The organism is Sphingobacterium deserti (assembly GCF_000757725.1).
GTDB classification, from domain to species: domain Bacteria; phylum Bacteroidota; class Bacteroidia; order Sphingobacteriales; family Sphingobacteriaceae; genus Sphingobacterium; species Sphingobacterium deserti.
The window spans coordinates 82,532-101,972 of the sequence record NZ_JJMU01000014.1 but is presented as its reverse complement, the minus strand read 5'-3'; the positions used below and the strand labels follow the sequence as shown (position 1 = coordinate 101,972).

Annotated in this window: 15 protein-coding genes; 8 read left to right on the top strand and 7 right to left on the bottom strand. The window is 44.1% G+C overall.

The window, feature by feature from the left end; all coding sequences use genetic code 11:
- Positions 1 to 207: 207 nt before the first annotated feature.
- Complete coding sequence (locus tag DI53_RS04690; RefSeq protein WP_037495992.1) at positions 208 to 1,110, bottom strand: S66 peptidase family protein; 903 nt, start codon at positions 1,108 to 1,110, stop codon at positions 208 to 210.
- Between the two features lie 102 nt (positions 1,111 to 1,212).
- Here DI53_RS04690 and metG point away from each other — a divergent pair, with 102 nt between their 5' ends.
- Positions 1,213 to 3,282: a methionine--tRNA ligase gene (metG, locus tag DI53_RS04685; protein WP_081939384.1), complete on the top strand. Its 2,070-nt coding sequence runs from the start codon at positions 1,213 to 1,215 to the stop codon at positions 3,280 to 3,282.
- Between the two features lie 235 nt (positions 3,283 to 3,517).
- On the opposite strand, the gene brnQ is transcribed toward metG, so the two are convergent.
- From brnQ to DI53_RS04660, 5 genes are all read right to left on the bottom strand, one after another.
- The gene (brnQ, locus tag DI53_RS04680) at positions 3,518 to 4,816 is read right to left on the bottom strand and encodes a branched-chain amino acid transport system II carrier protein (RefSeq protein ID WP_037495989.1); all 1,299 of its coding nucleotides are present in this window, start codon (positions 4,814 to 4,816) and stop codon (positions 3,518 to 3,520) included.
- A 6-nt stretch (positions 4,817 to 4,822) separates the two neighbouring features.
- Complete coding sequence (gene folP, locus DI53_RS04675) at positions 4,823 to 5,662, bottom strand: dihydropteroate synthase (protein ID WP_037495987.1); 840 nt, start codon at positions 5,660 to 5,662, stop codon at positions 4,823 to 4,825.
- A 149-nt stretch (positions 5,663 to 5,811) separates the two neighbouring features.
- On the bottom strand, positions 5,812 to 6,285 hold the full coding sequence (locus DI53_RS04670; RefSeq protein WP_037495984.1) for a DUF4920 domain-containing protein: 474 nt from the start codon (positions 6,283 to 6,285) through the stop codon (positions 5,812 to 5,814).
- A gap of 8 nt (positions 6,286 to 6,293) precedes the next feature.
- Positions 6,294 to 6,875, bottom strand: coding sequence for an L-threonylcarbamoyladenylate synthase (locus DI53_RS04665; RefSeq protein ID WP_037495982.1), 582 nt, complete (start codon positions 6,873 to 6,875; stop codon positions 6,294 to 6,296).
- Complete coding sequence (locus DI53_RS04660; protein ID WP_193790629.1) at positions 6,875 to 7,702, bottom strand: 2,3,4,5-tetrahydropyridine-2,6-dicarboxylate N-succinyltransferase; 828 nt, start codon at positions 7,700 to 7,702, stop codon at positions 6,875 to 6,877. Before DI53_RS04660 ends, DI53_RS04665 begins: the two co-directional genes overlap by 1 nt.
- Positions 7,703 to 7,867: 165 nt before the next feature.
- Between DI53_RS04660 and DI53_RS04655 the strand changes: the two genes are divergently transcribed.
- The 7 genes from DI53_RS04655 (at position 7,868) to DI53_RS04625 (ending at position 18,616) form a co-directional block, all read left to right on the top strand.
- The gene (locus tag DI53_RS04655) at positions 7,868 to 8,284 is read left to right on the top strand and encodes an RNA-binding S4 domain-containing protein (protein ID WP_037495979.1); all 417 of its coding nucleotides are present in this window, start codon (positions 7,868 to 7,870) and stop codon (positions 8,282 to 8,284) included.
- Positions 8,260 to 9,921: a DUF6377 domain-containing protein gene (locus DI53_RS04650; protein WP_241462371.1), complete on the top strand. Its 1,662-nt coding sequence runs from the start codon at positions 8,260 to 8,262 to the stop codon at positions 9,919 to 9,921. Before DI53_RS04655 ends, DI53_RS04650 begins: the two co-directional genes overlap by 25 nt.
- Positions 9,922 to 10,120: 199 nt before the next feature.
- Positions 10,121 to 13,096 carry a SusC/RagA family TonB-linked outer membrane protein gene (locus DI53_RS04645; RefSeq protein WP_037495974.1) on the top strand — a complete coding sequence of 992 codons (2,976 nt, stop codon included), beginning with the start codon at positions 10,121 to 10,123 and terminating at the stop codon, positions 13,094 to 13,096.
- Between the two features lie 16 nt (positions 13,097 to 13,112).
- Positions 13,113 to 14,633, top strand: a complete 1,521-nt coding sequence (locus DI53_RS04640) for a RagB/SusD family nutrient uptake outer membrane protein (RefSeq protein WP_037496183.1) — start codon at positions 13,113 to 13,115, stop codon at positions 14,631 to 14,633.
- A 26-nt stretch (positions 14,634 to 14,659) separates the two neighbouring features.
- Entirely contained in the window at positions 14,660 to 16,150 is a 1,491-nt protein-coding gene (locus tag DI53_RS04635; RefSeq protein ID WP_037495972.1) for a glycoside hydrolase family 30 protein, read from the top strand.
- Positions 16,150 to 17,478: a DUF5125 domain-containing protein gene (locus DI53_RS04630; protein WP_037495970.1), complete on the top strand. Its 1,329-nt coding sequence runs from the start codon at positions 16,150 to 16,152 to the stop codon at positions 17,476 to 17,478. Before DI53_RS04635 ends, DI53_RS04630 begins: the two co-directional genes overlap by 1 nt.
- A gap of 103 nt (positions 17,479 to 17,581) precedes the next feature.
- Entirely contained in the window at positions 17,582 to 18,616 is a 1,035-nt protein-coding gene (locus tag DI53_RS04625; protein ID WP_117624841.1) for an isoaspartyl peptidase/L-asparaginase family protein, read from the top strand.
- A gap of 6 nt (positions 18,617 to 18,622) precedes the next feature.
- Here DI53_RS04625 and mtgA read toward each other — a convergent pair whose 3' ends face one another.
- Positions 18,623 to 19,363 (bottom strand): monofunctional biosynthetic peptidoglycan transglycosylase, encoded by a 741-nt coding sequence (gene mtgA, locus DI53_RS04620; RefSeq protein WP_037495967.1) that lies wholly within the window; start codon positions 19,361 to 19,363, stop codon positions 18,623 to 18,625.
- Positions 19,364 to 19,441 lie beyond the last annotated feature (78 nt).

The window sequence follows — 19,441 nt, the reverse complement described above, 5'->3', positions numbered from 1 at the left end:
TCCTTTACCATACCATAATTTGTTTATGGCGCTAAGTTAGGCAGAATATGGCTGGGATAAACTGTAGGGATATTTTTAGTAAATAATCGAATAAAAAAGGTTAATCATTGAAAATCTGTTAGGATAAAATAGCAGACCCACTCTGTTTAGAGGTTTATGTCCTAAAATATTATTAATTTAAAAAATGAATTTACGGAAGTATTGATGCTAATCGAGGTAATTTATTGAAGTTTCTTCGTTTTCGATGCGTAAATACACCGTTTTCCCTAAGATTAAACTATGATTATTTTCGATGTGACCGGCGGGATAGCCGAAACAAACTGGAAAATCATATTCCAAGACTTTGTCCAGAATGATTTCCTCAAAACGCTGGCCGAATGATGGGTCGCTATCTTTTAAGCTGCTAAAGCCGCCTACGATTAAACCTTGAAGCTTTGCTAGTTTTCCTGCGCGTTTTAGTGTCCACAGCATACGGTCGATATTATAATACGACTCGCCTACGTCTTCAATGAATAGAATTTTACCATCATATGATCCGTCGGACGGCGATGCCAGGACGCTGTGTAAGATGGCTAAATTTCCGCCGATAAGCTGTCCATTTCCTGCTCCGGAACGATTTGGAAATCGGGATTGTTGATAGTGAAAGTCTATGCTTTCCCCGAATATTGCCTTTCTTAGCGATTCAAGAGCTTCCGCGGTACTATCGTCAAAAGATTTGGGCATTTGTCCGTGAATACTGGCTGTATTTAGATTATGTTGCAAATGGCTATGTAGTACAGTGATGTCACTGAAGCCAATAATCCACTTCGGCTGTTTTTCGAAACGGCTAAAATCCAAGCTATCGATAATACGGACAGTACCATAGCCGCCGCGCGCGGCAAATATTGCCTTAACATCGCTGTTGTCCAGCGCCCTTTGCAAGTCGCTGGCACGTAGCTCATCAGTCCCCGCAAATTGATTATACTGCGCGGTCACGGTTTCGCCAATGTCTACCTGTAATCCCCACTCTTGCAAGGCGGTCACGGCCACATCGATGGAACCCTTGATGTAGCTTGCCGGGCACACTATTGCAACCTTATCACCAGGTTTAAGAAATTCAGGTATTTTCATGCTGTACGCTTATTTTAAGCGCAAATTGAGTTATCTTTGTCAAAGAAACAAGTCTTTTGTTTACTTTTTCAGTCGTTATTGTTATTTAAAAATCGTTATACCTTGAGTATTTTATCCAAAAATCGTTTTACTATCACTTCGGCTCTTCCTTACGCGAATGGCCCTTTACATATCGGCCACCTTGCAGGCGCCTACATTCCAGCAGATATATTCGTTCGTTTTTTACGTTTAAACAATAAAGAAGTAGTATTCGTATGTGGTTCTGACGAACACGGAGCAGCAATCACTATTAAAGCGAAGAAGGAGGGCGTAACACCACGCGAAATTATCGACAAATACAACAAGCAGATCAAGGATAGTTTTGAAGATTTCGGGATCGATTTCGATATTTATCATCGTACTTCAGAACAAGTGCATCATGAACTTTCTCAGGAGTTTTTCTTGAATCTTTATGAAAAAGGGGAATTTATAGAGAAATTTTCTGAGCAATATTATGACGAAGAGTTTCACCAATTTCTTGCTGATCGATATATCGTGGGCACCTGTCCGCATTGCCATAACGACGGCGCGTACGGCGATCAATGTGAGAAATGCGGCACCTCTCTGAATCCGACTGATCTCATCAACCCGAAATCTACACTTAGTGGTAAAACGCCAATTTTAAAAGAAACAAAACACTGGTATCTGCCCTTGGATAAATATCAGCCTTGGCTGGAAAAGTGGTTGATCGAGGGTAAACGCCAAGAATTAAAATCCAATGTTTTCGGACAATGCCAGTCATGGCTGAAATCTGGACTGCAACCGCGATCGATGACACGCGATTTGGACTGGGGTGTTGATGTGCCGTTAGAAGAAGCCAAAGGGAAAAAACTATATGTATGGTTAGATGCGCCGATTGGCTACATATCTGCCACCAAACAATGGGCATTGGATAATGGAAAAGATTGGGAGACTTATTGGAAAAAGCAAGCAAACCCAGCAGATGAATCTACCTTGATCCATTTCATTGGTAAAGATAATATCGTTTTCCACTGCATTATCTTTCCTGCAATTTTGCATGCGCATGGCGAATACATTCTTCCAGAGAACGTACCCGCAAACGAGTTTTTGAATTTGGAAGGCGATAAGCTTTCCACATCTAGAAACCACGCGGTGTGGTTGCATGACTATCTTGCCGAGTTTCCGGGCAAACAGGATGAGTTGCGCTATGTGTTAAGCTCTATTCTACCTGAAACGTCAGACAGCGAGTTCACTTGGAAAGATTTTCAGTCGCGCGTAAATAATGAATTGGTTGCTATTTTAGGCAATTTTGTCAATCGGGTGATGGTGCTGTCACATAAATATTTTGCTGGAAAGGTGTCTTTAGGCTCTGCATTGACGACGCAAGATCAATCAGTGCTGTCCGAATTGGCCAGCTTTCCGAAAGATATCGAACAGTCCATTGGGCAATACCGTTTCCGCGAAGCGCTAAGCCATTTTATGAATGCAGCGCGCTTAGGCAATAAATACCTTGCCGATGAAGAACCTTGGAAAGTCTATAAAGAAGATCAAGAACGCGTAAAAACGGTGCTTTACGTTGCGTCACAAATTGTGGCCAACTTAGCTGTGCTTGCGCAGCCTTTCCTACCACGTACGGCGACGAAGTTATTTGCTATGTTGAATCTTACTGCGCAAAGTTGGGATCGTGCAGGTCTTGCTACCCTTATTTCTGAAGGACATGATTTGGGTGAAGCCGTCCTTCTTTTTGAAAAGATCACGGACGAGCAGGTAGCATTTCAATTGGAGAAACTGGCAAATGCGAAAGCTCAAAATGCTGCCAATAGCGCGCAAGCTGAGCCTGCAAAGGCAAATATCAGCTATGACGACTTTATGAAGATGGATATTCGTATCGGAACCATCTTGGAAGCAGAAAAAGTAGCCAAAACTAAGAAGCTGCTGAAATTAAAAATTGATACGGGGATTGATCAGCGTACTGTCGTATCCGGCATTGCCGAATACTTTGCCCCGGAAGATATCGTTGGTAAACAAGTTTCTATACTGGTGAATCTTGAACCCAGAGAGATTAAAGGCATTACCTCCCAGGGGATGATCTTGATGGCCGAAGATGCCGATGGCAGATTGGACTTTGTGCACCCTACATCGGCAATTAAGCCGGGAAGTAGCGTGCGCTAACTGACGAAGACTTTAGATGAAACGCGAGCGGACATAAAATTGTCCGCTTAGCATTTAAAAAATGCGTCATTGCCAGGAAGAATGGCGATCGCTGAAGGCAGCTCCGAAGGAAGCCAATCTGGCCTTTTTATAAACGTAAGGTCGCCTCGTCGTCGTTCCTACTTCTCGCGATGACGTGAATGTTTTGCTTGTCAGGACAGCCATATTTTTTTAATCGCCAATTTGTGCTGCTCATTTAAGATTGCGTCGTGTTTCCTCGTAGACACTCTATGCCCCAAACAAGACAAAACGCAATAAATGAAGGAACGACCCACCCCAGTTCATAAGAAAAGAATGGGATTTTGTTCAATACCGCTAATTGGTGGGGAGCAAGTAGCCCAAGAATATTCAGAACATTGCAAACGGCTATAATTGTGGATGAGATCAACGCCGCTATATAAGGCGACTTCGAGCTTACCAGTCGTCCGAGAAACACCACATACAATACCAAGGTAATCACGATGGGGTAGACAAAGGCTAATGGCGGATAAGCAAACTGAATGATATTGTCGACACCTGTGATTGATAACACAGCAGAGACAAGGCACGTAAGTGTGACAAGTAATTTATAGCTAAGTTTGCCGTTCGTGAGTGCGCTGAAAAACGTACCCACGGCAGCTGCAAGTGCAATGGCAGTAGTGAGGCAAGCTAGGGCTATACTTAATGCGATCGCCAAAGTGCCATATTTTCCCAATATACTATTTGAAATATGGATCAATAGTTCAGAACGTTTTATAGATGTATTTGCTATCCCTGCGGTAGCGCCGAGATAAATAAGTCCGCCATAGATAAACAGAAGACAAACGGCAGCCAGCGCCCCTGAAGCAATAACAACTTTATTTTTTTCACGAATCGAATGATATCCCTTGGCTTTTGTGGCCGCAATAATAATCCCTGCGAAAATGACAGAAGCTAATACATCTAAGGTTTGATAGCCCTCAGTAAAGCCCAACGCAAAGGATTCAGCGGTTGATAGCGCGCTTGCATCTGGCATTGCCGTTGGGTGCGCGATACCAGCTACGATCAATAAGGTAAGAATGACTAATAAAAAAGGCGTAAGAATATTGCCCACTAAATCCACGACTTTTGATGGAACGATAGCAAAAAGCCAAACTACAATAAAAAAAACAAGAGAAGTCCATAATGGATTACTGTTGGGAAAAGAGGGTAGGATACCAACTTCAAAAGTTGTTGCCGCCGTTCTAGGAAGCGCAATTAGCGGCCCGATACAAATCATGATCACCGCGCCCAACACGGTGGCTAAATTTTTGTTTACACGATTTCCAAGATCGTTGAATGTTTCTCCAGATTGTGTAACGGAAAGAATCCCAAGAAAGGGGAGTAAGATTCCGGTGAGGCCGAAAGCCAATATCGTTATCCAAATGTGGCTACCTACGTTTACTCCTATGAACGGCGGAAGTAGCAAATTGCCTGCACCGAAAAACATAGCGAACAAGGCAAATCCAATGGTAGCAATATCTCCAATTTTTTTCATATTCTTCTAAAAAAGTAAATCTCCGACTTGTTTAGCTTCCTTGACATCGTGCACGCGAAGGAGTTGTACACCTTTGGACAACAATAGGGTATTCAATGCGATAGTCCCCGTTAGAGCCTCTTGTGCTGAGATCCCCAGCTTTTTATAGATCATCGATTTTCGGGAGATGCCACCCAAGAGTGGCAAGCCAAAGTAGTGTAACTCATCCACGCGATGCAGTAGTTCGTGATTCTGTTCAACGGTTTTTGCAAAACCAAATCCCGGATCTAAAATAATGTCTTTCACGCCCATGGTGCGGAGCTGACTGATTTTGTCACCTAAGAAGGTAGCCACATCAATCACGATATCGTCGTAATGAGTAAGTTCTTGCATATTTTCGGGCAGACCACGCATGTGCATCAATATGTAGGGCACTTGTAGGCGAGCGACCGTAGCAAACATGTTTTCATCAATTGTACCAGCAGAAACGTCATTGATCAGTTGTACACCCATTTTCACCGCTTCCTCTGCCACACTAGCACGGAAGGTATCAATGGATAGCTTACTTTCTGGATACTTTACACGTAATGCTTCAATAACGGGTAATGCCCTATCCATCTCCTCCTGTGCGCTAATCAATGCTGCGCCGGGGCGGGAAGAAAAGGCGCCGATATCTAAAATGGTTGCTCCATCTTGCAGCAGCTGATCAGCTTTGATTAAAGCCAGTTCAACAGCATTATGCCGTCCGCCATCAAAAAAGGAATCGGGGGTAACATTTAGAATACCCATAATCAGTGGCCGATCGAAGCTAAGCAGATGTCCGCCCATATTCAGCGATTGTGCGGCCGTCGTTTTTAAGTGCGTCATGTGGCACGAAGATAAAAAAAAGTAGGAAAATTTAGGAAGCGGGCTGGTGCGTGGAACATTTCACTTAAGCATGGTGGACACGTTTTTTATAACGTAAAAAGGTTACTTTGCTACAAGTAACCTCCTTTCAATTGTTAGAAAGTGCCTGATTAAAGCACAACAACACCATCCGCCACGATACTGATGTCGGTCTTCGGTTTTGTGATTTTAGCAATTTCTTCTTTCGAGGCACCTTTGTCTTCTGCATAATGCTGTAACCATTCTACCGAGGTTTCTTTGATCTTCGCACGGCCTTCGACGGTAATTTTCTTTCCCACGATGTCAGCGGGAACAAAGTATCCGTAATCCGTAAAACGAACCATGACCGACTCGCCATCTGCACGTTTCAAGGTAAGAAAACACCCTTTTTTCTTGCACACTTCCACTACCTCGCCAGTTATTTTCCCGTTAAAGTTCTCATTTTTCTGCAGCTTCTTTTCCAGATCAGCAACAGAGATAGCGTTTTGGGCATCAATCTTTTTGCCATACTGAACACCTTTTTTCGCGGGTGTGATCTGTTGCTGTGCAAAGCTCATGTTTAACGCAACAAATGCGCAGATGAGCAGGCTGATGATTTTTTTCATGATATTAGCTATTTACGTAAAAATTCAAATTTTCCACTGGGATCAAGCTTTAGAACCGTTGATGATTTGCCATCTCCTTTTTCATGTTGTCCATATTCCACCACATAATCCACGCCGCTGAGAATCTGTTCCGCAATATCGGGAAAAGATTGGGGTGAAACATCCCCGCTAATATTGGCGCTGGTCGATATAATAGGTTTCCGAAAGCGTTGTAGCAACTGCTCGCAAAAAGGATGGCGCACGATCCGTATGCCGACACTGCCATCTTCTGCGATAGCGTTTTCGGCAAGGTTTTTCGCTTTGGAATATACGATCGTAAGTGGCTTTTCGGCATATTCGATCAATTCGTAAGCAACCTCTGGAATGTCGTTGACGTAGCTCGCGAGCTGGTTGTCGTTGTGTAATAGCACAATCAAACTCTTGCTCTTGTCTCGTCCTTTTAAGGCAAAAATCTTATCGACGGCTTCTTTGTTGGTTGCATCGCAACCAATACCCCAAATGGTATCTGTGGGATAAAGAATAAGCCCCCCGTTTTTCAACGTTTCAAGGGCTTTATTCAAATCTTCTCTATCAATAAATGCACGATGCATTAAACGGCTACATTGTGTTCGCGTAAAGCATCATTCAGTGACGTTTTCTTGTCTGTGGATTCTTTACGTTGACCGATGATCAAAGCACAAGGCACTTGGTATTCGCCTGCTTCGAATTTTTTAGTATATGATCCAGGGATAACGACCGAGCGTGCCGGCACGTAACCTTTGTACTCAATAGGTTCTGGTCCGGAAACGTCGATAATCTTTGTAGATGCTGTCAATACCACATTTGCGCCTAAAACTGCCTCTGTTTCCACACGGATACCTTCTACCACAATGGCGCGTGAACCTACGAAAACATTATCTTCGATAATAACCGGTGCAGCTTGAACTGGCTCAAGCACGCCGCCAATACCAACACCACCACTTAGGTGAACGTTTTTGCCGATTTGTGCACAAGAACCTACTGTTGCCCAGGTGTCTACCATCGTCCCCTCATCCACATAGGCCCCAATGTTAACGTAGGAAGGCATCATGATTACACCTTTGGATAGGTAGGCACCGTAACGGGCACTAGCACCAGGTACCACACGAACACCAAGTTCTTTGTAGTTTGTTTTCAACTTCATTTTGTCGAAATACACAAATGGACCATTGTCAATTTCTTTCATTTCCCGAATTGGGAAGTACAGAATAACCGCTTTTTTAATCCAATCGTTTACATGCCAGCGTGTGCCAATAGGCTCGGCAACACGAAGCTCACCTTCATCCAATTTTTGGATAACCACCGTGATGGCTTCAAAGTATTCTTTATATTCTAATAGTTGTCTGTCTTCCCAAGCGTCTTCAACCAACTTCTGCAGTTTCTGTAATTCCAATTCCATTTTGCAAAATAAAAAGTAAAAATTTAAAAGTAAAAATTCGAAAGATGAACCACTGCTTGCCTCTGTATAACAGCGGATCCTCTTTACCACAAAGATTATAATTTTTTAGCGAATCAACACGCTAGCCGTTCTAAAATTCCTTTTATTTGCTGTAATTTTGCATATATGGAAGCAGCAACTGGGAAAGAGAAACTGAGAATAGACAAATACTTGTGGGCTATTCGCATTTTTAAAACAAGAAGTTTGGCTACCGAGGCTTGTAAAGCGGGTCGTGTAAAGCTGAACGGTCAAAACTTGAAGGCTTCGGCCGTTGTTAAGATCGGAGACGTTTACGCTATACAGAAAGGGCCTGAGCGTAAAGTAATTTTGGTAACAGGATTATTGGAACGTCGTGTCGATGCAAAAACAGCGGTACAATTTTATCAAGATCAAACTCCCGTGCAGGATACCCACGCTTTTAAGTCTGTCTTCCAAGCCCCTATTTTAAAACGTGATCGCGGCACCGGGAGGCCAACCAAGAAAGATCGTCGAGAGATAGATGACCTGAAAACCGACTGGTGGGAAGAGGAAGAAGAAAAGTGATGGTGTACCTTTGCGCTATGCCTTTCCGTTATAACCTCGTTTACTTTCTAATCCTCTTTATCCCCTGCATATCTCGTGCTCAAGCAGACAGTACAGCGCAAGTGCTGGAAGAGGTATTCCACGCGAAAGATAAGATTGAGCAGCAGAAAATCGAACGCTTAGTCGTACTAAAAAGACGGTTTGCGCAAGAGCGTATGCCAACCAGGAAGTTAGACTTGGCGAAAGAACTCATACTTGCCTATCGCAAATATCAGGTTGACTCAGCTATTCATTACACGCAGCTATATCGGCAATTGGGCGAGCAGCTTACGGACTCCTTAGTGGTTAACCAAGCCAATTTTTATCTGGCGAGCCTCTATTCATCGACAGGAAAATTTATTGAAGCCGAGAACTTGCTCCGTGGTATCAAGCGGAGTGCATTACCTAACGACTTAGTGCCTGCCTATTTCGAAGCATACACGGCATTTAGTAGCCATTATGGCCAAAGTAGTAACAACGAACAGTACTTCAAGCTCAGTGAACGCTACCGCGATTCACTGTTGAACCTGTTGCCCGATACATCGTTGCAATATCGCATAGCATTGGCAACAAAATACCTTTATCATAATCGGGAAACAGAAGCCGAACAAATACTAAGATCACTTTTGCTAAAGACTGACGATCGTTATACCGAACGCGGACTAATTGCTTATTTGCTCGGCCTCATGTATAAAAATAAAAACGATATCGATCAAGCGACGTATTACTTTTCGTTATCGGCCATATCAGATATTAGACATGTGGTGAAAGATAACGCATCGCTGCAAAGCTTAGCCCAATGTTACAATAGTCATGGCGATATCGATAAGGCTTACCAATTTATTCAGGCAGCAGTAAACGACGCCGCATTCTGCAACATCCGGTACCGCTCGCTTGAAAACTCATCTTTCTACGGTATTATCAACACGTCTTTCCAGGAAAAGGAGCTTGCGCAGAAGCGCGCGCTACGGCAAAACCTAATTGTTATTAGCTTACTTTCCATGTTCCTTGTTCTTGCACTCTTCTTTCTTTACACTCAAATCAAGAAACTTCGAAGGGCCCGAATCGAACTACATCAGGCGAATGCCGAGCTCAAGAAATTGAATACTCAACTTTTGCTGAGTAACACTAATTTATCAGAGTCAAATCATATCAAAGAGGAGTATATAGCTCAATTCTTTGACATCTGCTCGAGTTATATCGATAAAATCGATGAACAAAGAAAGTTGCTTCTGAAACGGTTTGCCCAAAAACAATATGATGATATCAATAAGATCCTGAAATCGCAGGATGTAGTTAAGAATGAATTGGAAGAACTGTATCGTAATTTTGACATTATCTTTCTTAATCTTTATCCATCCTTTATCGAAGACTTTAACCAATTGCTTCGCTCGGAGGAACGTATCAACTTAAAAGATGGCGAGTTGCTAAACACCGAACTGCGCATTTTTGCCCTCATTCGTTTAGGAATTACAGACTCGACAAAAATTGCAACTTTTCTCCGTTACTCCTTGCGAACGGTATACAATTATCGGGTGAAGGTACGTGGGAAAGTAGCCGGATCTAAAGACGAATTCGAAGCTAAAATTCGCGATATCGGTGAAATTCGATCTTTCTAAAGGATATTATCAGTTACTTTTTAGCTCGCTATCATCTTTTTAATCAATTGGTAGTTAGTGTGTTGATTGTTTTTTGGAGTTACTTTTCGATCTCTACCGTCCTTTAAGGCGGTATTTTTTCTGCATACCGTATTAACTTTGCCATTGCCTCTCGGGGCGAGCAATTATAATCCAAGCAAAAGATCAAATTATAAGACCTATGGCATTTTCTACAAGAATGACGCGTCCTATTTTTCTTTTCGTTTTTTTGTTGCAGATGTTATCCCTGCGCGCACAAACGATAGTGTCTCTACAAGGCACAGTGAAGGATGGACAAACCAACGCGCCCATCGTCGGGGCTACCGTTTCCGTAAAGGGAACAACGAACGTCACATCAACAGATGGAGATGGGAATTTTACGCTGGTTAATGTGCCGCGTGCTGCACAATTATCTATCTCATACATTGGTTACGCAACTGCCGAAGCCACTGTGCAAAGTGAAACAATAGCGATAATCTTGGAATCCAACAGCTCCGCTTTGGAAGATGTCGTCGTTATTGGCTATGGATCCGTAAGACGAAAGGATGTCACCACAGCGATTTCGAGTGTCTCTTTGGAAGATCTTAACCAACGACCCATTGTTTCGGCGGGACAGGCTTTGCAAGGAAGAGCCGCCGGTGTGTCAGTGATACAACCCAACGGTGCGCCTGGAGGAGAAACCTCCATTCGTATTCGTGGAACTACTTCGTTCAATGCTAGCAATAATCCACTCTACGTCGTCGATGGGGTACCGGTAGACAACATCAATTTCCTGTCGCCAAATGATATGGCGGATATTCAGGTATTGAAAGACGCGTCCTCGGCAGCAATCTACGGCTCACGCGCCGCAAATGGTGTTGTTCTGATTACTACAAAGCAAGGTAAAGCAGGTGATGCCAAGATCGCTTTCAATGGTCAGCTTACGCAAAATAGCGTAGCGAATAAACTGGAATCCCTCAACGCTGCACAGTATAAAGAACTTCAGGATGAGATTGGACTGGTAAATCTTCCCGATGGCCTACCGGATCGTACAAATTGGTCCGATGAAACTTTCACGAAGGGTTTAATGCAGAACTACCAAATCTCGATTTCCGACGGAACCGAGAAACTTAGATATTTCCTTTCCGGAGGCTACCTCAATGAATCGGGCGTGATCAAATCGTCATTCTATCGACGTTACAACTTTCGTGCAAACATCGATAATGATGTACGCAGATGGTTAAAAGTAAGCGCCAATGTGGCCTATACGGATGATATCCGCAATGGTATCAATACGGGAAATGGGGCGAACCGCGGTGGCGTAGTGTTATCGACTATAAACACCCCAACCTATGGTGCCATTTGGGATCCTGACTTTCCGGGCCAATATTATACCGATTTCTATGGTGTTAACATCACTAGCCCCTTAGAAAACATTGCGCGTACGAAAAACAATAAAGGTCGCGAAAACCGCCTAATCGCTTCTGGAAGTGCAATGGTAACCTTTACGCCTGATTTGACCTTTAAAACCATGCTGGCCCTTGATCGTAGGAACGGTTTAGCGACAACGTTTTTAGATCCGCTTTCCACCACTTGGGGGCGGACACTGTATGGTGAAGGATCGGACAACCGCAACATGAACACGGTGCTCACCTTCGACAATGTACTGAACTACAAGAAGCAGTGGGGACGTCATGGCATTGATCTGATGGGCGGAACGTCCTGGACGGCATCTGACTACACGAATAGCTGGATCAATGGAACACATTTCAGAAACGACTTGATTGAGACCTTAAATGTAGCCAATAAAATTTCGTGGACTGGAACGGGCAGCGGCGCTTCCGATTGGGCAATTATGTCTTTATTTGGACGTGCATCCTACAATTTTGATGGGAAGTACTTGCTGACAGCTAATTTACGGGGCGACGGTTCATCCAAATTGCATCCCGACTATCGCTGGGGAGTGTTTCCATCAATGTCTGCTGCTTGGCGTCTTTCTTCGGAAGACTTTTTGGAAGACGTATCTTGGATAAACGATTTGAAGATCCGTGGCGGATGGGGGCAAACAGGAAACCAATCGGGCCTGACGGATTACGCCTACCTACAAATGTACAATGCTACACGCGTTGCTTGGTTTGTCACCGGGCAGGAAAATGCGCTGCCGGTCACTTCATTCAGCGGCAATCTTCGCACACGTGATCTGCGTTGGGAGACTACTACGCAAAGTAACATCGGTGTCGATTTTACAGGATTTGCTAATCGGCTGACAGTCAATTTGGACTATTATCATAAGAAAACGACCGATATGTTGATGACGGCCACTGTTCCCACGGGTGCAGGGGCGTCAGGAACTATCATGCGGAACGAAGGAACAATGATCAATAAAGGGTTTGAAGTAAATGTGAGTAGCAAAAATCTCGTGCGAGATTTCCTATGGTCTACCGATTTTAATATTTCCTTTAACCGCAATCAGCTAACGGATTTGGAACTCCAAAAGATATACAGCACAGGACGAACCTCCGATTTTGTAGACGATAATGTTGTGCGTAATGAGCCGGGACGGGCATTGGGCGGATTTTTTGGCTACATCAGCGATGGAGTAGATCCAGAAACAGGTGATCTTCGCTACCGCGATATAAATGGCGATGGCCGTGTTTCTTCGTCAGACAGAACCTACATCGGGGATCCGAATCCAGATTTTATATTTGGCTTGACCAACAATTTGTCTTACAAAGGTTTCAATCTTAGCGTATTCTTGCAGGGATCTTATGGCAACGATATTTACAATGCTTCTCGTATGGAAACTGAAGGGATGTATGATGGTAAAAATCAGTCTATCCGCGTGCTGGACCGTTGGCGTATACCAGGCCAACAAACGAGCATTCCGAAAGCGGGTTTTGACCTAAAGAACTCTAGCCATTTTGTGGAAGATGGAAGTTTTCTACGCGTGAAAAACATTTCCCTGTCTTATGATATCAAGACAACGCGTTTAGCGAATGCGGGGATCAGCCGTTTGCAGCCTTTTGTTTCGGCTAGTAACCTATTGACATGGACCAAGTATACCGGCTTCGATCCAGAGGTCAACCAATGGGGAAGCAATGGCCATATACAAGGTATCGATTGGGGGACTTATCCACAAAATCGATCCCTTGTGGTCGGACTAAACCTAGAGTTTTAATCGTAATCAGATGAACATGAAAAGATATTTTAGTTACTGTATAGTGTGGGTTGGAATTGTCGCCTTCCTGCAAAGTTGTTCGCTTTCCCGCGATCCTTTAGATTCTTTTTCGGACGTGACGGAGGGGGTAGATGAAAAAGGAGAGTATGTAGCTTTCAAAGATAAGGGCGCTGTGCTGAGTCATCGCCAGGCGATGTATGACCAGATCCGAAATAGGCAAGAGCATTGGTATCTAGACCTGTTACTTGTGGGGGATGCACATGCTGATAACGCGTATGCGGGCACTACAGGTGCCGAAGTGCTGCCGTTCGAAAATAATTCGATCGAAGGTTCAAATTCAGTGCTTGCCCGCGACTGGAGCCGGTATATGGAAGATGTAGCCCTAGCGAACAAAATGGTTCAGTATGTGGACTCTGTAAACGACAATAGCCTGACTAGTGCTGAACGCGGCCAATTTAAAGCCGAAGCCCAGATCTTTCGGGCTTTGGTATATTTCGATATGGTTCGGCTTTGGGGTGATGTGCCTTTGGTAACAACGGTAGCTAAAGACATTACATCAGAAAATATCAAAGAAGTATACCCTTCCTACTTCCCGACCCAGAGCACGGAGAAGGAGGTTTATGAACAGATTCAAAAGGATTTGCTGGAAGCAATTCCTAACGCGCCAGCCAATAACGCTGCAAATAAAACGATCTTTAGCAAATCGGTGGCACGCGCTGTATTAGCAAAGATTTATGCTGAAAAGCCGTTGCGCGACTATAATAAAGTAATCCAATATGCGGATGAGCTGGCAGCTGATGGCTTTGCTCTAGAACCAGAATTCAGTAATCTTTTCGGGATGAATGAAAATAATACGGATGCAAAAAAAAGGAACACTCAAGAGTCAATTCTGGAAGGACAATTTTTTGCCGGAAATGGAAATTGGGTTACTTGGATGTTTGGGCGTGACCTCACGAACTATAACTCCAACTTCACATGGGCCAAATGGGTAACTCCATCTCGTGATTTGATCAATACATTCCAGCAAGAAGGTGATCAGGTTCGTTATGCCCAATCGATTGTCTTTTATCAAACGACATGGAGCAACTATTATCCGGCAAACAACTACCCCTTTATGTATAAATTGCGCTCTGCAGTAAATAGTCTAATTAAATATCGTTATGCAGATATTTTGCTACTTAAAGCCGAAGCATTAATACAACGCGATGGAGGCGACCTAAATGCAGCAGCAGATATTATTGATCAGGTACGCACCCGTGCGAAGCTGACCTTGTTGCCATCTGCTACGCGCAGCAGCAGGACGGCTTTGCTAGACGCTTTGCTTAAAGAACGTCGTTTAGAGTTAGCCTTCGAAGGACAGCGTTGGTTTGACTTGGTACGATTAGATAAGGTTGAAAGCGTGATGAATGCGGTGTATGCAAGAGACAGCGGACGCCGTACACAGGTGTATCCTTTTACCAACTATTCTTACCGGATGCCGATACCACAAAGTATCCTCGATCAAAATCCTAATTTAAAGCAAAACTTGGGCTACTAGCCCACTCTAAAAACCAACTTATTGAAATGGAAAATTTAAAGAAAACGATACTCTTCAGCAGTTTATTCAGCCTGATGATTATGGCCTGCGGATCTAGCGGCACAACAGAGGCGGTGCCCGAGCCACCTCCTGGCAAGCAGTCGGGTGATGTAACGATTTATACCACCACTGCTGCACGCACGCAGGAGTTTCAAAAGTCTTTCGTTGACTTCGGCAATGGGGAAAATATGTCTCCGCGGACTATTCGTCTTAATGAGCAGCAGCGCTACCAGACGATGGATGGTTTTGGTTCAGCGATCACGGGATCGACAGCCTACAATCTCTTAAAAATGACGCAGGTAGATCGTACACAGTTCCTTAAAGAAACATTTAGCGTGAGCGAAGGAATGGGGCAAAGCTATATTCGGATTGCCATCGGCTGCTCTGACTTCTCGCTTAGCGAATATACGTTGAACGATAAGGAAGGCATCGAAAATTTTGCGCTACAAGAGGAAGAAACGAAATATGTAATTCCTATTTTAAAAGAGATTTTGGCAATAAATCCACAGATTAGGGTACTCGGATCACCATGGACAGCGCCGAAGTGGATGAAAGTAGCTGACTTGACAAATCTAGCTCCTTATGATTCTTGGACGGGAGGCCATCTAAACCCTAAATATTACCAAGACTATGCGACCTATTTTGTGAAGTGGATTCAAGCCATGCAAACCGCAGGCGTTGCGATACACGCAATCACACCGCAGAATGAGCCGCTAAATCCTAAGAACTCAGCCTCTATGCTGATGTATTGGTCGGAGCAAAGAGACTTTGTGCGCGACGCGTTAGGGCCGAAGTTACAGCAAGCGGGGTTGCATACAAAAATTTATGCGTTTGACCACAACTATAACTATGACAACATCAGTAGCCAGGAAGATTATCCGATAAAGATCTATGAAGATCCAAAAGCTGCTGCTTACTTTGCCGGAGCAGCATACCATAACTATGGGGGTGATAAAGCGGAATTGTTGGATGTGCACTTGAAAGCGCAGCAAAAAGAGTTGATCTTCACGGAAACTTCTATTGGAACATGGAATACCGGGCAAAATTTAGGGAGAAGGCTATTGGAAGATATGAAAGAAGTGGCATTGGGCACCGTTAATAATTGGAGCCGGGCGGTAATTGTGTGGAATCTGATGTTGGATTCCGAGCGAGGTCCTAATCGCGAAGGCGGTTGCAAGACCTGTTTTGGCGCGGTAGATATCAATTCTTCCGACTATAAGACAATCAAGAAAAATTCACACTACTTTATCATCGGGCACCTATCTGCGGTCGTTAAGCCGGGTGCCGTGCGTATCGCTACAGAAGGCTTTACCGAAGATGGGGTTGTGTTTTCCGCATTTAAAAATCCCGATAGCAGCTATGCTGTAGTTTTAGCAAATGAAAACACGAAAAACACCCGTATTACCTTCGCAGATGGTCAACGCTACTTCAGTTATGACATTCCTGCACAATCGGTAGTTTCTTATACTTGGAAATAATGAGAAAGCTCTTACAATACATCCTTCTTTTTGTTGCACTGGCATCCGTGTGGGCCTGTAAAGAAGAATACCGCTACCCATTGGGCGGTGGAAAGCCAATATTGATGGTGGAGGAACTCGCAACGAATGCTTATTTCGGAGACAGTCTGAGTTTTAGAGTCGCTGTGGCAGATGACGGAACAGAACTTTCGACCGTAAAAGCTCAGCTCTATTTCAGCGGCGACAAAGTCGCTGAGACCATTATCCGAACCAAAAGCTACGGCAGCTACGATGCAAAGATTTATGTCCCATTTTACAAGGATATTCCTAATGGAACTGCTGAACTGCGATTAGTCCTTGAAAATGTAGGCATGGTCAAAGTTGAAGAAACCAAGGAACTTGCTTTAAGCCGGCCGGACTTTCCTTTCCTCAACCTTATTACAGATACGGAAACTATTCGTTTGGAACGCATGGGCAACAATCTCTATACGGTTACTAAGGAGCTTCCTCAGAAGGTTAAAGGTTATATTCAGGCACCTGCTTTTGGAACAAATGGCAATACATTGAGTTTTGGTTGGGAAAATGAAAAGGTGACACAAGGGAGCACGCAACAAATTCCGTTTTCGTATCTCTCCGCCGGTGAATATAGGATTTCGTTTAATACGATGACCTATGCGGCTTCGCCATTTCAAAGCTACAAAGTAAATGGTGTGGAGATGCGAATGTTGGATGATAACCACTATACTGCCGATCTTACCCTTGCAGCAAACCAAGAGATCGCATTCACGGATTTCCCATCACTTGATAATTGGTGGCTGGACAAGGATTTTTTAGGTCGTGAAAATGGACAGATTCGCTTTCATGCTGCTCCTGGTAAATATCGTATCACCGCAGATTTCGATCGTCGTTATTTTGTTGTGGAGGCGATGACCGGCAATAATTTGGCGACGTTAAATGCAGATGGCACTGGAGCAATTTGGATTATCGGGGAAGGTATAGGTAAGCCAAACCTAAGCAATCAAGTCGGTTGGACGACCGAGAAAGCACTGTGCCTAGCACCAATCGGGGGTAAGAAATACCGCATCACCCTCGTTGCTGGAGAAAATATATCGACAAATTCCATCAACTTTAAATTCTTCCATCAGAAAGGATGGGGCGGCGAGTTTAAAAATGACGGGCTATCCAGCAGTAGCGATGTCATCTTCGTGGGCAACGGTTCCAACGGACGAGATCCTGGAAATCTGGGAATTATAGCCGGGAAGCAACTCGTGAGCGGTGCGACCTATGAATTAACGGTGGATTTATCGGCTGGAAATAACCAAGCGGTCTTGACCGTTTTTAAAAAATAAGCTGTGCAACTATGCGATGAGCGGAGAAGCTGGACATTTTTGTCTGGCTTCTCTCATTATTCAAGTATAAATCTGTACCTTGATTGCTATTGACAACAGACGAATGATGAAACAAACACGCTTAACCTTTATCTGCCTCTTCTTGATGGTCCTCGCTCTATGCAGCCATGCACAACAGGCTACTCCAAAACGTTATGTGCTAGCCATACACGGTGGTGCTGGAACGATTTTGAAAAAAAATATGAGCGATTCTCTGGAACGGGCGTATGTGGCGGAGCTGACGAAGTCATTGAGAGAGGGTTATCGGACATTACAGTCTGGGGGCACAAGCATAGATGCAGTAGTTGCTGCTATACAGATCATGGAAGACTCTCCTCTTTTTAATGCTGGCAAGGGTGCTGTTTTCAATCACAAAGGTGAAAACGAGATGGACGCCTCCATTATGGATGGCAAAACACTAGCTGCTGGAGCTGTTGCTGGTGTGCATACCATCAGAAATCCAATCACAGCAGCAAAGGCGGTAATGGAACAGTCGGAGCACGTGATGATGGTAGGCGAGGGAGCAGAAGAATTTGCCCACTCCAAAGGAATTGTGCTGGTTGAACCTTCTTATTTTTGGACAAAGCCACGTTGGGATGCACTACAAAAGATCTTGGAGCGCGATAAAGATGCAACGGCCTTGGATCATGACGACAAGCAGAGTAACACCAAAAAATACATTGATGAAAAGTTTGGGACGGTAGGCTGTGTCGCGTTGGATCAACAGGGCGGGTTAGCTGCGGGCACCTCAACGGGTGGAATGACGAATAAAAAATATGGGCGTGTAGGTGATGCGCCAATAATTGGCGCAGGAAATTATGCGAATGATCAAGTCGCTATTTCTTGCACAGGCTGGGGGGAATATTATATTCGCACGGTGGCGGCTTACGATGTTGCTGCGAAGGTGGCGTATGCGAATTTACCACTTGCCAAAGCTGCGCAACTTGTTATTGATAAAATTGCTGCATTAGGCGGCGATGGCGGAATGATTGCGTTAGATAAAGATGGTCGAGTTGCTATGCCTTTCAACACGGCGGGAATGTACCGTGGTACAATCACTGCCGATGGGAAAGTGGAGGTCGCTATCTATAAGGATTAAGGATCACTATTCTGGAATCCGATAAAAACTGATATACCTTACTATGCTATTTGCGCGTCGGTTGACGTATGCTGAAGGCCTTCTTGCGTCCCATTTTTGCGGACTCGGAAGGATTGCAATGATTAGGGCAGCTTCCTTCTTACTGAGGCTCTTGGCTGATTTGTAATAGTAATATTGCGCTGCGGCCTCTGCGCCATAAACCCCTTGCCCCATCTCAATGACATTGAGGTAAACTTCTAATATTCGCTTTTTGCTCCAAAGCACCTCAATCAATACCGTGAAGTAGGTTTCCAGTCCTTTGCGGAGCCAAGAACGTTCGGGCCATAAAAATACGTTTTTAGCAACTTGCTGACTAATTGTGCTGCCGCCCCTTAGCTTTTTGCCAGCTTGATTTTTTTCAAAGGCCTCGCGAATGGCTTTGGTGTCAAATCCGTTATGAGTTAAGAAGTGCGCATCTTCGCCAGCTATGGCAGCTCGTTTCAAGTTATCGGATAATTCGTCATAACTCAGCCAATCTTTTTCAATCTTCCATTCCTTGCCAGCAGCTTTCCGCTCAAAGGCGCGTTGCAGCTGTAGAAAGGTGACCGGCGGATTCATGATTTTCAATAGCAATACCCAAAAAATCGTAAATGCGAAAAACAATAAGACGATGCGGGCAGCCCAAATGCCAACACGTTGCTTCCAAGATACCTTGTAGCTTTTTGTTCTTGTATTTTTCTTTATTGTTGTAGAGCGTTTGATTGCCATGACCTCAAATTGTGCTGCAAAGCTAGGCGATTTTTTGCTATTCTCCTAGCAGACTCTTTATAGGGTCTGTGTTTGTTG